General features: G+C 52.8%; 15 protein-coding genes. 10 read left to right on the plus strand and 5 right to left on the minus strand.

Going from position 1 to position 14,170, the window contains the following annotated elements; translation table 11 throughout:
- Nucleotides 1-52 precede the first annotated feature (52 nt).
- A complete protein-coding gene (locus NSU18_RS02370) occupies nucleotides 53-889 on the plus strand; it encodes a class I SAM-dependent methyltransferase (protein WP_341148090.1) in 837 nt (278 codons plus the stop codon).
- 279 nt (nucleotides 890-1,168) lie between these two features.
- On the opposite strand, the gene NSU18_RS02375 is transcribed toward NSU18_RS02370, so the two are convergent.
- Complete coding sequence (locus NSU18_RS02375) at nucleotides 1,169-2,083, minus strand: LysR family transcriptional regulator (RefSeq protein ID WP_341148091.1); 915 nt, start codon at nucleotides 2,081-2,083, stop codon at nucleotides 1,169-1,171.
- 260 nt (nucleotides 2,084-2,343) lie between these two features.
- On the opposite strand from NSU18_RS02375, the gene NSU18_RS02380 reads away from it, so the two are divergent.
- From NSU18_RS02380 to NSU18_RS02410, 7 genes are all read left to right on the plus strand, one after another.
- Nucleotides 2,344-3,297 carry a phosphate ABC transporter substrate-binding protein PstS family protein gene (locus NSU18_RS02380; protein ID WP_341022216.1) on the plus strand — a complete coding sequence of 318 codons (954 nt, stop codon included), beginning with the start codon at nucleotides 2,344-2,346 and terminating at the stop codon, nucleotides 3,295-3,297.
- Between the two features lie 166 nt (nucleotides 3,298-3,463).
- Nucleotides 3,464-4,297 (plus strand): phosphate ABC transporter permease subunit PstC, encoded by an 834-nt coding sequence (pstC, locus tag NSU18_RS02385; protein ID WP_445321785.1) that lies wholly within the window; start codon nucleotides 3,464-3,466, stop codon nucleotides 4,295-4,297.
- Complete coding sequence (pstA, locus tag NSU18_RS02390; RefSeq protein WP_341148092.1) at nucleotides 4,294-5,190, plus strand: phosphate ABC transporter permease PstA; 897 nt, start codon at nucleotides 4,294-4,296, stop codon at nucleotides 5,188-5,190. Before pstC ends, pstA begins: the two co-directional genes overlap by 4 nt.
- A 97-nt stretch (nucleotides 5,191-5,287) precedes the next feature.
- A complete protein-coding gene (gene pstB / locus NSU18_RS02395) occupies nucleotides 5,288-6,064 on the plus strand; it encodes a phosphate ABC transporter ATP-binding protein PstB (protein ID WP_036695365.1) in 777 nt (258 codons plus the stop codon).
- A gap of 394 nt (nucleotides 6,065-6,458) precedes the next feature.
- Nucleotides 6,459-7,187 carry an MBL fold metallo-hydrolase gene (locus NSU18_RS02400; protein ID WP_341148093.1) on the plus strand — a complete coding sequence of 243 codons (729 nt, stop codon included), beginning with the start codon at nucleotides 6,459-6,461 and terminating at the stop codon, nucleotides 7,185-7,187.
- Complete coding sequence (locus NSU18_RS02405; protein ID WP_341022213.1) at nucleotides 7,180-7,767, plus strand: TetR/AcrR family transcriptional regulator; 588 nt, start codon at nucleotides 7,180-7,182, stop codon at nucleotides 7,765-7,767. The genes NSU18_RS02400 and NSU18_RS02405 overlap by 8 nt, the downstream gene beginning before the upstream one ends.
- A 36-nt stretch (nucleotides 7,768-7,803) precedes the next feature.
- Nucleotides 7,804-8,496 carry an AlkZ-related protein gene (locus tag NSU18_RS02410; RefSeq protein ID WP_341148094.1) on the plus strand — a complete coding sequence of 231 codons (693 nt, stop codon included), beginning with the start codon at nucleotides 7,804-7,806 and terminating at the stop codon, nucleotides 8,494-8,496.
- 162 nt (nucleotides 8,497-8,658) lie between these two features.
- Here the strand turns inward: NSU18_RS02410 and NSU18_RS02415 are convergent, their stop codons facing one another.
- From NSU18_RS02415 to NSU18_RS02425, 3 genes are all read right to left on the minus strand, one after another.
- A complete protein-coding gene (locus NSU18_RS02415; protein ID WP_340753439.1) occupies nucleotides 8,659-8,835 on the minus strand; it encodes a hypothetical protein in 177 nt (58 codons plus the stop codon).
- Nucleotides 8,836-9,218: 383 nt separating this feature from the next.
- On the minus strand, nucleotides 9,219-10,448 hold the full coding sequence (locus NSU18_RS02420) for an aminopeptidase (protein ID WP_341150970.1): 1,230 nt from the start codon (nucleotides 10,446-10,448) through the stop codon (nucleotides 9,219-9,221).
- A gap of 51 nt (nucleotides 10,449-10,499) precedes the next feature.
- The gene (locus tag NSU18_RS02425) at nucleotides 10,500-11,744 is read right to left on the minus strand and encodes an aminopeptidase (protein ID WP_341022209.1); all 1,245 of its coding nucleotides are present in this window, start codon (nucleotides 11,742-11,744) and stop codon (nucleotides 10,500-10,502) included.
- Nucleotides 11,745-11,933: 189 nt separating this feature from the next.
- Between NSU18_RS02425 and NSU18_RS02430 the strand changes: the two genes are divergently transcribed.
- Nucleotides 11,934-12,188 (plus strand): hypothetical protein, encoded by a 255-nt coding sequence (locus tag NSU18_RS02430; protein WP_341148095.1) that lies wholly within the window; start codon nucleotides 11,934-11,936, stop codon nucleotides 12,186-12,188.
- Between the two features lie 86 nt (nucleotides 12,189-12,274).
- Here NSU18_RS02430 and NSU18_RS02435 read toward each other — a convergent pair whose 3' ends face one another.
- A complete protein-coding gene (locus tag NSU18_RS02435) occupies nucleotides 12,275-13,627 on the minus strand; it encodes a TrkH family potassium uptake protein (RefSeq protein WP_341022206.1) in 1,353 nt (450 codons plus the stop codon).
- Between the two features lie 149 nt (nucleotides 13,628-13,776).
- Here NSU18_RS02435 and NSU18_RS02440 point away from each other — a divergent pair, with 149 nt between their 5' ends.
- Nucleotides 13,777-14,136 carry a VOC family protein gene (locus NSU18_RS02440; RefSeq protein WP_341148097.1) on the plus strand — a complete coding sequence of 120 codons (360 nt, stop codon included), beginning with the start codon at nucleotides 13,777-13,779 and terminating at the stop codon, nucleotides 14,134-14,136.
- The last annotated feature ends 34 nt before the right edge of the window (nucleotides 14,137-14,170 follow it).

The following is a 14,170-nucleotide window of genomic DNA, read 5'->3' on the forward strand; positions in this document are numbered from 1 at the left end:
AGGCAAACTTGATTGCATATTATAGAACTTAGATAAAGGGGTAACGAAAGCAATGAATGAACCTAATCAGAATGAACCGGATGGCCTGAGTAAGGAGGCGGCACCCACCAGCGAGGAGCTGTGGAATGAGGATACCTATGCGGCCTGGACCAGCCGGTTCGGAACCCCGGCAGAGGCTGCGGAGAAGCTGTCGAAGGACCCTGCGGGGAAGCTGTATCCGCTGAATACCTATCTCGATGAAGTGAAGGGCCGGAGGATCATGAACCTGATGGGCTCGAACGGCATGAAGGCGGTGGCACTGGGGCTGCTGGGGGCTGAGGTAACTGTAGCGGATTTCTCGGAGGCCAATGCCCGTTATGCCGGTGAACTAGCCCAGGCAGCCGGGGTGCAGCTAGACTATATCGTGTCGGATGTCCTGGAGCTGCCGGAAGCGCTTCTTAACGGCTCTTATGATGTAGTTTTTGCCGAAATGGGAATTGTTCATTATTTTACGGATTTGGCTCCGTTCATGGCTACAGCCTACCGCTTGCTGGCACCGGGCGGGACGTTCGTGCTGCGGGATTTCCATCCGGTGACGACCAAGCTGATCTCCTCCAAGGGGTCGACGGCCAAGGTGCGCAAGCATAAGGTGAGCGGGGATTATTTTGATACGGCGCTTGAAGAGAAGCAGGTGTCCTATTCCAAATACATGCCTTCCTCAGGAGCAGCGGCGGAAGCGGACAAGCCGAATGTCGTCTACTGGCGGCGCTGGACGCTGGGCGAGCTGGTTACTGCTGCCGCAGCCAGCGGACTGGTGATTAAGGAACTGGTGGAGGAGCCCAACCTGTCGTCGGATGTGTACGATAAGGGAATTCCCAAGACCTTCACCCTGGTCGCTGTCAAAAGATAATAAGGTTCACCACCACATGGTATCCCCATTAGCGCACTTACACAGGCGCTCCAGGGATACCTTTTTTTGTTATATTAGGAAACTACAGTTTCTGGTATAGCGACCTATGGACCAAATGTATGTGGAAAACAGTATACATTGTGCTCACAAGCAGCCACACGGCCTGAATGTATGTGAAAAACAGCATACATTATGCTCGCAAGCAGGCACAGCAGCACATGGATCAAATGTATGGCAAAAACATTATCCTTCTATTTCTCGCTGAAACGGTACCGTCCTTTAAAAGGACGGCGAAGCCGTTTCTACTTGTACATAACCCGCCGCCATCCCGGCAAAAGCCTGCTGGAGCGGAGAGAGTGTATAATCCTTGCGCCAAGCCAGCACAAAAGACCCGTCCATCGGAAGTATTCCCGGCAGCTTTGCGTAAGCCAGACGGCCCGCTGCTACTTCAGCCTCAATCCCGGAACGGGAGAACACGCCCACCATCCGGCCTGTGTACAGCATCCCCTTGACTGCCTCCGGGGAGCCCAGCACCGCATGGTTCCAGACCCTTACATTATTAAGCTGTGCCCACTGGTCAGAGATTCCGCGCAGGAAGGAGGCGGCTTCATGCTGCACCCAAGGCTCGCGGGCTACGGCTTGGGCGGTCAGCTCCTGCTCCCCGGCAAACGGATGCTCCGGCGCAAAGACCAGAACCGTCTCCTCTTCAGCAATCACCTGTGTATGGAAGGTATCATCCTGGCCCTCTGTACTATGCAGCACGGCAAGCTGGATCTCACGGCTGCGCAGACGCTCCCGGATGGCGTCATCCGGCAGTACGGATAGATAAACATCGATCCCGTCATAATGCTGTGTGAATTGGGACAGCAGTTTGGGCACAAGATAACTGGCAGGGATATCGCTGGCGGTAAGCTCCAGATTCCCCGAGGCGAGCGAGGTGAACTGTCTGACTGTCCGCTCGGCCTCCGCGCTTAGCGAGACAATGCGGACCGCATATTGATACAAGGCGCGTCCGGCATCCGTCAGCAGGACCCGGCCGCTCCGGTACTGGAAGAGGGAAGCGCCAAGCTCACTCTCCAGACTTTTCATATGGAAGGAGACGGTAGGCTGCTTAAGGTTCATCTCGGCGGCTACATCCGTTACTTTTTTATATTTTTCGATAAGAACTAAGATTTGCAGCTTTACAAGGTTCATGAGGATTCCTCCGGGAATGGGGCCAAAAGACCGCTATTGTTGTTTCGATATAGATTTTATCTATTCAACTACTCAATTTATATTATAACTTTTATCCTTCGGTTTACAAACTCAGTACTTTTATCTAACGAACGGGTCCTAGAATAAGAAGAGTCAGAAGAGACGCTGATAGATACACAATAATGCTTCCCAAGTGAGTTTTGTACGAAGCAGATGGAACGCAGCAGACACTCACAAAACCTTTAGGAGGAAAACAAACAATGCAATTCAAAAAATCGTGGATCATGGCTTTGGCTCTTACAAGCGTACTGGCACTTTCAGCATGCGGGAACGGAAACAACGGGGGAAACAAGGCAGCATCCAATAGCGGAGGAAATACACCGGCTGCAACAAACACAGAATCCAGCAGCGGTGCTAAATTAAGCGGATCGATCCTGGCTTCGGGCTCCACAGCACTTCAGCCGCTCGTAGAGCAGGTAGCTGAGAAATTCATGGATGCGAATGCCGGCGTGGACATTCAGGTTCAAGGCGGCGGCAGCGGAACGGGCTTGACCCAGGTCTCTGAGAAGCAAGTCGATATCGGGAACTCGGATGTATTCGCCGAAGAGAAGCTGAAGGATGCTGCTAAAGCGGCTGAGCTGGTGGATCACCAAGTGGCGGTTGTAGCGATTGCGGCAGTAAGCAACCCGAAGGCAGGCGTAGACAGCTTGACCAAGCAACAGCTGGTGGATATTTTCACAGGTAAAATCACGAACTGGAAAGACGTCGGCGGCGCAGATCAGGCCATCCAGATCATCAACCGTCCGGCAAGCTCAGGTACCCGTGCTACCTTCGAGAGCTTCGCTCTTGGCACCAAGACAGAGGACCTGAAGGGTTCGATCCAGGAGGATTCCTCCGGTACGGTTAAGAAAATGATCGGCGAAACACCGGGAGCGATCGGTTATCTGGCCCTGTCCTACCTCGATGATTCCGTAAAAACCTTAAGCTATGACGGCGTTGAGCCTTCGGTAGATAACGTAGTAGCCGGTAAATATCCGGTGTGGGCTTACGAGCACATGTACACCAACGGTGAACCTAATGAGACTGTAAAAGCGTTCCTGGATTACTTCCTGACGGATGAAGTACAGACTGGCGACGTTGTAGAGCTTGGCTACATCCCGGCTTCCAAAATGCAGGTATCGCGTGATGTGGCAGGTACTGTAACACCTAAATAAGCTTCACCGGTTCATAGTTAGGATTGGATTTAAACTTTAATGTGATTAGAGGCGGAGATCTTCTGCCTCTCTTTTCACTTTAGAAAGAGGGAGCATCTTGAGGGGACAACCAACTAACAAGCGGCTGGAAAAACATCATATAGAAAATTTAATCGGACGTATTTACATGTCCTTTTGCGTGCTGCTGCTCATTGTCATCATTATATCCATGGTATATTTCGTAGCCTCCAAAGGCGTAGCCAACTTCGTTAACGGTGAGGTCAAGGTCTCAGAATTCCTGTTCGGCACGAAATGGTCGCCTGAAGCAGACACACCATCCTATGGAGCCTTCCCGTTCATCTCGGGTTCCTTCCTGGTTACCCTGCTGGCTGCGCTGATCGCAAGTCCGCTCAGCATCTGCGCGGCGCTCTTCATGACAGAGATCGTGCCGGGCTGGGGTAAAAAGCTGCTGCAGCCGGTCATCGAGCTGCTGTCAGGTATTCCATCCGTTGTCTACGGCTTCGTAGGACTAAGCGTCATTGTTCCATTTCTGCGGGATACGCTGCCCGGACAGGGCATCGGGGTGGCTGCAGGCGCGCTAGTGCTGTCGGTTATGATTCTGCCGACGATTACCAGCGTGGCTGCAGACGCGCTTGCTTCATTGCCGCAAAACTTGAAAGAATCATCCTTTGCGCTCGGTGCTACACGCTGGCAGACAATCTCCCGGGTCATTCTACCGACGACCTTCCCGGCGATTATGACGGGTGTAGTGCTTGGCATGGCCCGCGCCTTCGGCGAGGCTCTTGCCGTGCAGATGGTTATCGGTAACGCGCCGTTCGTGCCGCACTCTCTGTTCGAGTCCGCATCCACACTTACCAGTGTCATCACGCTGGGCATGGGGAATACAACAATGGGTTCACCGCAGAATAATGCGCTGTGGAGTATGGCGCTGGTGCTGATGCTGATGACCTTTGTATTCGTCCTGCTGGTGAGAATGCTCGAAAGGAGAAATAAAATTTGAAGCCGAGAACTGCGAATAAAATAGCCACTGTCGTTATCGTAACCTTCGCATTACTGATCGTAGCCATCCTGGTTAGCCTGCTCGGATATATCCTGATCCGCGGATTCAATCATATTAGCTGGGACTTTCTTACCTCCACGCCGCAAAAGATCCGCGCAGGCGGAGGCGTCGGGCCGCAGTTGTTCAACTCTCTGTTCCTGCTGGTGCTGACCTTGATCATCACCGTGCCGCTCGGTCTGGGCGCCGGAATCTTCATGGCGGAGTATGCCCGTCCCGGCAAGCTGACCAACTTCATCCGTCTGGTCGTGGAGGTATTGTCTTCCTTCCCGTCGATTATCGTGGGTCTGTTCGGTCTCTTGCTGATCGTTAACACCTTCAATCTCGGATTCTCCCTGATCTCAGGCGCGCTCGCGTTAACCTTCTTCAACCTTCCGCTAATGGTGCGTATTACGGAGCAAGCCTTCCGCACGGTGCCCAAGCAGCAGAAGGAGGCAGGCTTCGCGCTCGGATTATCCAAGTGGAAAATCGTTACCTCGGTCTTGCTCCCGGTAGCGTTGCCGACCATTATCACCGGCACGATCCTGTCTGCCGGCCGTGTGTTCGGCGAAGCGGCTGCGCTGATGTTCACCGCAGGGATGAGCAGCCCGCGCCTGGACTTCAGCAACTGGAATCCGCTCAGTCCTTCCTCACCGCTTAACCCGTTCCGTCCGGCGGAGACGCTGGCGGTGCATATCTGGAAGGTCAACAGTGAAGGCCTGGCACCGGATGCCCTTCAGATTGCAGCGGGCGCTTCAGCCGTTCTGGTGCTGACCGTATTAATCTTCAATCTGGCTGCCCGTTATTTCGGCAGATTCATCTACCGCAAGCTTACTGCATCTAAAAGAATGAGCTAGGCTTGTTACGCACAGGGAGGGCATAGGCTTCCGAAGCGAGTTTTGCGCAGAAGAGTCAGAACGTGTAAGCTATCAGAACTTTTAGGAGGAGTAAGAGATGGGAATAGCGGAACCAGTGGTGCGCGAATCATTTCAAACGGAGGATCTGAGTATTTATTATGGGACGTATGAGGCGGTGAAGGGGATCAGCCTTCCTTTTGCCCAGAATACGGTTACCGCATTGATCGGCCCGTCGGGCTGCGGGAAATCAACCTTTCTCCGTTCACTGAACCGGATGAATGACGACATCTCCGGCTCTACAACCAAAGGCAGCATCTGGATTGACGGTGTGGATATCAATGCTACAGGCACGGATGTAATCAAGCTGCGGCAAAAGATCGGTATGGTCTGGCAGAAGCCCAATCCGTTCTATAAATCAATCTACGACAATATCGCCTTCGGCCCGAAATATCATGGCATCAAGGGCAAGCAGGCACTGGATGAAATCGTGGAGAGCAGCCTGCGCCGCGCCGCCCTGTGGGACGAGGTCAAAGACCGGTTGAAGGATTCCGCTCTGGCATTGTCAGGCGGACAGCAGCAGCGTCTGTGTATCGCCCGGGCGCTGTCGGTCAACCCGCAGATCCTGCTGCTCGATGAGCCGGCTTCGGCCCTTGACCCGGTATCGACCGGGAAGGTAGAGGAGCTGATCAAGGAGCTGAAGGAGGAGCTGCGCATCGTGATCGTGACCCACAACATGCAGCAGGCTGCGCGAATCTCGGATTACACCGCCTACTTCTATCTCGGCTCCCTGGTGGAATACGACAAGACCGAGAAGGTCTTCACGAACCCCGAGAACCAGATGACGCAGGAATACATTATGGGCCGGTTTGGTTGATTGGGAGACGGGTACAGACGGGTATAGACGGGCAAATACAAATTCGATAACACTGATCGTTCAGGACACCATCCATTACGGGTGGTGTTTTTGCTGTTTGAAGGATAATGGGCCGGAAAGGGATGCGCGGGGTAAATGTAATCGAAAAACCGATTACATTGCACGTGGCGGAGGCGAGTGGGCGGAATGTAATCGAAAAACCGATTACATTGGGCTAGGCGGAGGCGAGTGGACGGAATGAAATCAAAAAAATGACCACAACCTGCATGTGCAGAGATGTTCGTAACACCGCTGTCTAACCAGTTCATTTTTGTAATAGTAAATATCTCTTGCAAAACTAATGACATTAGTTTATATTCTAACTAATAACATTAGTTTTGGGGAGGACTTTACAATGAGAGTGACAAGAGAAGGCAGTTTGCATCAGCTTACATGGCTGCCGCGTATTTTTCCAGTGAATTGTTATTTGATCGAAGAAGAACAGGAGCTTACACTTATTGATGCGGGCATGTCCTATAGTATGAAGGGGATTCTGTTACAGTCTGCGAAGCTTCAGAAGCCGCTAACCCGGATCGTGCTAACTCATGGTCATATGGATCATGTCGGGGCGCTTGATGCCCTGAAGAAGCAGGTTCCGGAGGCTAAGGTCTATATCTCGGAGCGGGATGCTGGATTGTTGGCCGGTGACCGCTCGTTAAGAGCCGGTGAGCTGCAGACTCCTATTAAGGGCAGTGTACCCGCCAAAATCCTTACCCGCCCCGATATTCTGCTGCATGACGGCGATAGCATCGGTTCGCTGACCGCGTTCAGCACTCCCGGACATACGCCGGGATCGATGTCTTTTCAGGACCGGCGCAGTGGAGCGATGATCGTTGGTGATGCGTTCCAGACCTTCCGGGCCACGGCGGTGTCCGGTAAGAAGGTCGCCTGGTTTCCTTTTCCGGCTATGGCGACTTGGAGTCCCGAACAGGCCTTGGTGAGTGCTTACAGGCTGATTGATCTTACCCCAACTGTACTGGCGGTAGGACACGGTGATCTGCTTATAGCTCCGGTGGAGGCGATGAAGCGGGCGGCTGCGGAGGCTGAAGGGCAATTCAAGAGAGGAGAGAAAGTACATGGCTAGAGCAGGTCTGGACACGCACACGCTGGTGCTGGCTGCCGCAGAGCTGGCGGATGAACACGGTATGGAAGAAGTGACGCTGGCTGCACTTGCCGCAAAGCTGGGTGTCCGTTCCCCGTCACTCTATAATCACATCAACGGGCTGGCGGGGCTGCGTACACTGATGGCGGTATATGGCCTGGAGCAGCTGTATGAGATCATATCGCAGGCAACGGAGGGGCTCAGCGGAGAAGCGGCATTACATGCCATGAGTCAGGCTTACCTCGGATTCACCAGAGCACACCCGGGGCTATATCAGACGACGCTCCAAGCACCCGAACCGGGAGACACCGCTCTGGAGGCGGCGAGTGCAAAGATCCTGTCTCTCATCATCCAATTGATATCCGCGTTCGGCTTGGATGAGGAAGGCAATCTGCATGCAGTCCGTGGATTACGGAGTATCCTGCACGGATTGTCCACCCTGGAGCATCAAGGCGGATTTGGAATGCCGCTGGATCTGAATGTCACGCTCACCCGGCTGATTAACACCTATATTGCCGGAATCCGCTGTATGGGATCGGATGCTTATGATAAGCTTAACTAGGTGTACAAGCCAGATTGATCTAGGAGGCTGAATTACGTGGGCGAAGCAGGTAAGCAAGAGAATGTAACCACCTTTGAAGAGATGGCTGAGGTGGTTGCCAGGCTGGGGATTGTGCCGCTGGCACCCCTGATCCCGGAGCATCCGTCCGTGAACGGACTGACGCTGAAGGAGAACTGGCATACCGATACAGAGCTGGACCCTTGGGGATGGCGAGTCAGATTTCCCGGAGAAGGCTTAGCCGGCTACGGCAAATTCATCAAGAAAAAAGCCGTGCTCGTATCCCGCGACTGGCTTCCGGCGTACTTGGCAGCGGCCGGACCTCAGCAGTCTCTCGAAGAGCGGTATAAGAGTGGCCTGGCTACTAGAGAAGCGCTGACGCTGCTGGAGATTATCCGGGCGAATGAGGGCATAGAGACGCGCCAGCTGCGCTCTATGGCGGATATGAAGGCCAAGGAGAAGAAGACGGCTTTTGACAATGCGGTAACGGAGCTGCAAGGGTCTCTGGATACTGTAATCTCCGGCGTGAAGCAGCGGGTGAATGCGGACGGAGAGCCGAATGGCTGGAACAGCACCTCTTTTGAAACCTCGGGGCACTGGATGCATGAAGCGGGCATTCCACCCTTTGAGGGATCGAGAGAAGAGGCGATAGCTTGGCTGCGTGCACGTATGGAAGCAGCATGGGCACCGGAGGCGGTTGCCTGGATCAACAAGGCGCTGGGCTGGAAATAGACAAAGAACGGTAGTCCTCTGAATGAAGAGGGCTGCCGTTTTTGGCATTTTAAGATGAAGAACAAATAAAAACGGCTAATCTCATTCCCGCAGGAGCAGACCGGCCGTAAGCGCTTACGAATATATGATTGTCCTGCATGTCTTGTGTATATTGAAGCATCCTTACAGCATGGGGCCAAGGTAGGCAACCAGGAAGTACAGGAATCCGAACAGCAGCATGATATAGGCGGTGTACTTGATAGCGTCGGAGGCAACGATACTTAAGTCTTTGGGAGCCTGAACTTCCAGACGTTCTGTTTCCGTAGAATCTGTGTTGTCATGATTGAAAGATTCTTTCATCAGAATTCCCTCCTTAGATTATTCATGAGATTACTCGTGGACTAAAACATTCCTCATTTGGCACTGTAAACACTATCTATAATTGTATTGTGACATATTTGTGAACTAATTTCAACAATATTGTGAAAATTCTTTGACTAAATGTTCACATTTGGGCTCTTTGGGGTGTTGTGAGCCACTAGACTTCACCTCTGGTTGCACTTTATACACTAGAATTTTGAGAAAACGGCGGTTTAGAGCTGAAATCCGGAAATCTGTTGTACAAAATACAGTACTCTCATCCCATAGCACACTCAGGAGAAAAGTCCCTCTGGAAAACACAAAGACCCCGCCATTCCTCAAGAGGAAATAGCAGGGTCTCATTCATAGTACAAAGAATAAGCTTACGCCCAGTCTCCATTACGGAAGATCGGATCGGTGGAGCCGTCATCGGCAATTCCGTCGATGTTCATCTCCGGGGAGCCCATCATGAAGTCGACATGGGTGAGACTTTGGTTCATGCCCTTGTCCACCAGCTGTTCCTTAGTCATGTTAATGCCGTCCTGTAAGGTGAACGCGTAGGAAGCGCCAAGTGCCAGATGGCAGGAAGCATTCTCGTCATATAAGGTGGTGTAGTAGAGAATGCCGCTCTCCGAGATCGGGGAGTGGAAAGGCACAAGCGCCACTTCACCGAAGTAGGAGGCACCTTCATCCATAGCCAGTAGAGAAGCCAATGCTTCCTGGCCCACTTCAGCTGTGAAGTCTGTCACTTTACCATTCTCCAGGGTCAGGCTGAAACGGTCGATGATGTTGCCGCCATAGCTGAGCGGCTTCGTGCTGCGGACCGTGCCGTTCGCACCGCTCTTCAGCGGAGCGGTGAACACTTCCTCGGTCGGAATGTTCGCCAGGAAAGACATGCCGCGGCTGTTCACCGCACCGGCCTGACACCAGATATGACCTTCAGGCAATTCGATCGTCAGATCGGTGCCCGGAGCCGTATAGTGCAGCTTGCGGTATTTCTTGGCGTTCAGCAGCTCACAGCGCTGCTTCAGGCCAGCCAGGTGGATACTCCAGGCCTGCACCGGATTCTCCTGGTCTGCGCGCACAGCCTTGAAGATGGCGTCCCAGAGCAGGTCAATCTGCTGCTCAAGCGCGGCGTCAGGGAATACCTTCGCAGCCCAGGAAGCGGATGGGAAGGCGAGGCCGGTCCAGCTGACCTGATTAGCCATCAGCATCTCACGGTAAGGAGCCATAGCTTGACCGGCGGTCTTCTGATGGTCCGCAATGCGGCTTGGATCTACACCGCTTAGCAAATCCGGATTCGCTGAGATAATCGTGAGGAACGCGGCTCCGCCCCGTGCCAGATCCTCCAGCTCATCAGCCTGCCACTTAGGAGGCTCAAGGAAGCTCTTGGACGGCGCGAGATCATAGCGGGTACGGGTGACGAATTCATCGGAATAGTTAACCTTGACGAGCTTCGCACCTGCTTCATAGGCCTGGCGTACAATCAGGCGGACCAGCTCAGCCGCTACGATATCCGCATTTACCACAAGGGTCTGGCCGGGTTGAATATTAACGCCGATCTTTACAGCGAGCAGTGCATAATTCTCCAGCTTTTGATTGAAATCCAGCAATAGCTTCAGCTCCATTCGTTATCTAATGAAATGCAATAGCGTATAAGGGGGTTAGAAGGCCCAGTTGCCCTTCTGGAAGACCGGCTCGCGCTTACCGTCAGCAGTAATTCCGTAAATATCCATCTCGGCCGAGCCGATCATGAAGTCAACATGGGTCACACTGTTATTGAGGCCGCGGGCGGTCAGTTCGTCCTGGGTCATTTCTTTGCCACCTTCCAGACAGAAGGCATAGGCGGTACCGATAGCCAGATGGTTGGAGGCATTCTCGTCAAACAAGGTATTGAAGTAGAGAATCCCTGATTCCGAGATCGGCGACTTATGCGGCACCAGCGCGACTTCCCCCAGATATTTGGCGCCCTCATCGAGGCTGATCAGATATTCGAGGGCTTCCTGGCCCTGCTCTGCGCTCACACTGGTAATCCGGCCTTGTTCAAAAGTAATTGAGAAGCAGTCAATCACATTCCCGCCGTAGCTGAGCGGCTTCGTGCTGCGGACTGTACCGTTCACGCCGGTTTTCTTGGGAGCCGTGAAGACTTCTTCCGTCGGCATGTTGGCGACAAAAGAATGACCTTTGGCATTGATGCTGTCCCCCTGCGCCCATAAATGGCCTTCAGGCAGCTCGATGCTAAGGTCAGTTCCAGGGGCTATGTAATGCAGGCTGGCGTACTTTTTCGCGTTAAGAACATTAGCCTTCGACTCAAGGGTGTCGAGATGCTCCTGCCAGGCGGCAACAGGGTCCTCACGGTCCAGGCGGACGGTATGGAAGATAGCTTCCCACAGCTTGTCTACGCGCTGGTCAGCAGGGAGTTCAGGGAAAACTTTGTCTGCCCATGGCTGGGACGGGATCGCTACAATACTCCAGCTAACCTTATCGGACATCTGTAATTCACGGTATTTCGTAAGCGCTGCCCCACGAGTCTTCTGGAAGTTCGCAATCCGCTCAGGATCAATGCCTTTGAGGGCATCCGGGTTCTCGGCAATGACCGACAGGAAGGCGGCACCGTTCTCGGCAAGCTCAGTCATTTCACCGGCAAACCAGGTTGGGGCCTTGGTGAATACTTCGGGCGACGCATGCTCGAACTGCTGGCGGGTGATGAATTCGTCACTCCAGTTCACCTTCACCTGGCTGGCACCGATGGCATAAGCCTTGGCCGTAATCAGGCGGACGAACCCGGCCGCAGTGATCGGGGCGTTCACGACCAGGATTTGTCCCGGCTGAACATTCACACCGATTTGTACTGCTAAATCAGCGTATTTACTTAGCTTGTCCTGAAGCTCTGTTTCAGTCATTGACATTTCCTCCATTACCATAATTTTTAGCTCTATATAAGCATTGTACTAAATTATTAACCGCCGGATGAAAAAAGTCAATTACAGCGCAAAAGGAAAGAGAAATGCTGACATATCAATGTTATACTGGATATTGTGGGCATGATCAGATGAAAGGAAGGAAAGAGGATGAACCTGGAAATCACCAAAGCAGAAATGAAACAAGTAGAGGATAGAAGTTTTGTGGGGAGAACGGTCTTTACATTAGAGAATCACCGTTCCCCTTATGAGATCACTTTCTACAGTTCCCGTGGAACCGAATGGGATTACAGCCTGAGCTTCGCCGGTGAGCCGGGGAGTGAGGAACAGTTCCTGGAAGTGGATGCGCTGCTGGAGAATGACGATGATCTGTACAATCAGCTGCTGGATGCAGCGCTGGATACCCAGGAGATCCCGGAAGAGGAAGCATAAGCTTACTTGCGGATAAAACAATGCGACCCCCGCCCGGCAGATTGCCTTGGACGAGCAGGGCCGCATTTTTTTGTGGCCGCCGGCCGTTATCCGATGGTGATATTGCCTTCCGGGTAACGGTACAGCTCCTTGCTGTTCTTCGGCTTCAGCGCATAGGCCAGGGTAAGCGGTCCGGTCCGGCCCACGAACATAAGAATGATTACCAGCAACTTGCCGATCGTGGTCAGCTCTGTGGTCAGTCCCATGGTGATGCCTGAGGTGCCGAAGGCGGACACTGCCTCGAACAATACGGTCAGGAAATCTGCGCGCTCTGTTACGGACAGCAGCATCGTGGAGATAACCACCAGCATCAGTGAGAGTAAGGTCATGGTAATAGCCCTATAGACATTCTCCTTCGAGATCCGGTGGCGGAACATTACAATATCTTCTTTGCCGCGCAGCTTGGCGTAGGCGGTGCTGGCCAGAATGGCAAAGGTGGTAATCTTGATTCCGCCGCCGGTAGAGCCTGGAGCCGCCCCGATGAACATCAGCAGAATCATCAGGAACTGGGTGGATTCCCGAAGCAGCGGAATCTCGATGGTTGTCACGCCGCCGGAACGGGGCGTAATAGCTTGCAGGAAGGAGGCCATAATCTTGCCTCCGGCATGCAGCGGCTTCAGTGTAGCGTTCAGCTCCAGCCAGAAGAAGATTATTGCTCCGACCAGAATCAGCACGGCTGAGGTCGCCAGCACAACCTTCGAGTGCAGCATCAGCCGCTTGCTCCTCCGGTAATCGATCACATCGGATAAGACGATGAAGCCGATTCCGCCCAGGAAGATCAACAGCATGGAGGTAATATTCACAACAGGATCTTCTACATACCGGGTTAATCCGCTGAACGGCCCGTGAATATCCCCGAACAAATCGAAGCCCGCGTTGTTGAAGATGGAGATGCTATGGAACAGTCCATAATAAGCTGCTTTGCCTACCGGCATATCCACTACAAATCGGGCAGCCAGCAGAATGGCCCCGGTCAACTGAATCACCAGGGAATAGATTAGAACCCGGCGGATCAGCTTCACAATCCCCTGCATGGAGTTCTGGTTCATGGATTCCTGCAGCAAGAGGCGTTCCTTCAATGAGATTCGTTTGTTCAGCACCAGAGTGATCAGCGTCGCCATCGTTACGAAGCCGAGACCGCCGAACTGGAACAGCACCAGCAGTACGATCTGGCCGAAGGTTGAGAGCTGTGTTCCGGTGTCGATAACAGCAAGTCCGGTTACGCAGGTGGCCGAGGTTGCCATGAACAGCGCATCAATGAAAGAGATTCTTCCGCCCGTAGAAGCAGCGGGCAGAGATAACAGCAGGGTTCCGGCAGCGATCAGGACCACGAAGCCGAGGGATAGTATTTTGGGCGGTGTCAGCTTCAGATGTCCAAAGAAAAGGTTAGCCAAGTTCATTCTCCTGACAATAGGGATAGGATCTGACAAGATTATAGCATAACTTCTATTCCCGTCACCAAGCAGGCAGGATATTGACATATTTTATCGAAATCATTATAGGCTATAGGATTCAACAACTTGCACTTATATGAGGAGGCTATACTGCTGTGACAAGTCCGATACGCAATCAGGTTGGCGCTGTCTTCATTCCGGTTAGTGATATCGAAAGGTCCAAAAACTGGTATTGTAGCCTGCTGGGGCTGCCGCTGGACGGCGAGGTATTGTTCGGGCATCTGTATGATGTGCCGATGCAGGGACCGGGGATTGTACTGGACAGCAAAATATTCACGACGGAGTCCGTACTGAAGGTACCGACCTTCCATCTGCTTACAGAGGACATCGATGCCGCTTATGATTATGTCAAAGCCAGCGGAGCAGAGATCCTTACGGATATTGAGAATGACCATTGGTTTAACTTCAAGGACCCGGACGGAAATGTGCTGATGATCTGCCGCTCCGTCAATTAGTTAATCGGATTAATTATATTTGTTAATTACATTA

The sequence above is a fragment of the Paenibacillus sp. FSL H8-0048 genome (genome assembly GCF_038002825.1).
Taxonomy (GTDB): domain Bacteria; phylum Bacillota; class Bacilli; order Paenibacillales; family Paenibacillaceae; genus Paenibacillus_AQ.

Excerpts from the sequence above, each read along its gene's own strand:
- NSU18_RS02400 (WP_341148093.1), top strand. The coding sequence starts at position 6,459 with ATGAGAGTGACAAGAGAAGGCAGTTTGCATCAGCTTACATGGCTGCCG.
- NSU18_RS02370 (WP_341148090.1), top strand. The coding sequence starts at position 53 with ATGAATGAACCTAATCAGAATGAACCGGATGGCCTGAGTAAGGAGGCG.
- NSU18_RS02425 (WP_341022209.1), bottom strand. The coding sequence starts at position 11,744 with ATGTCAATGACTGAAACAGAGCTTCAGGACAAGCTAAGTAAATACGCT.
- pstB (WP_036695365.1), top strand. The coding sequence starts at position 5,288 with ATGGGAATAGCGGAACCAGTGGTGCGCGAATCATTTCAAACGGAGGAT.
- NSU18_RS02405 (WP_341022213.1), top strand. The coding sequence starts at position 7,180 with ATGGCTAGAGCAGGTCTGGACACGCACACGCTGGTGCTGGCTGCCGCA.
- pstC (WP_445321785.1), top strand. The coding sequence starts at position 3,464 with ATGTCCTTTTGCGTGCTGCTGCTCATTGTCATCATTATATCCATGGTA.
- NSU18_RS02380 (WP_341022216.1), top strand. The coding sequence starts at position 2,344 with ATGCAATTCAAAAAATCGTGGATCATGGCTTTGGCTCTTACAAGCGTA.
- NSU18_RS02435 (WP_341022206.1), bottom strand. The coding sequence starts at position 13,627 with ATGAACTTGGCTAACCTTTTCTTTGGACATCTGAAGCTGACACCGCCC.
- NSU18_RS02415 (WP_340753439.1), bottom strand. The coding sequence starts at position 8,835 with ATGAAAGAATCTTTCAATCATGACAACACAGATTCTACGGAAACAGAA.
- NSU18_RS02430 (WP_341148095.1), top strand. The coding sequence starts at position 11,934 with ATGAAACAAGTAGAGGATAGAAGTTTTGTGGGGAGAACGGTCTTTACA.
- NSU18_RS02375 (WP_341148091.1), bottom strand. The coding sequence starts at position 2,083 with ATGAACCTTGTAAAGCTGCAAATCTTAGTTCTTATCGAAAAATATAAA.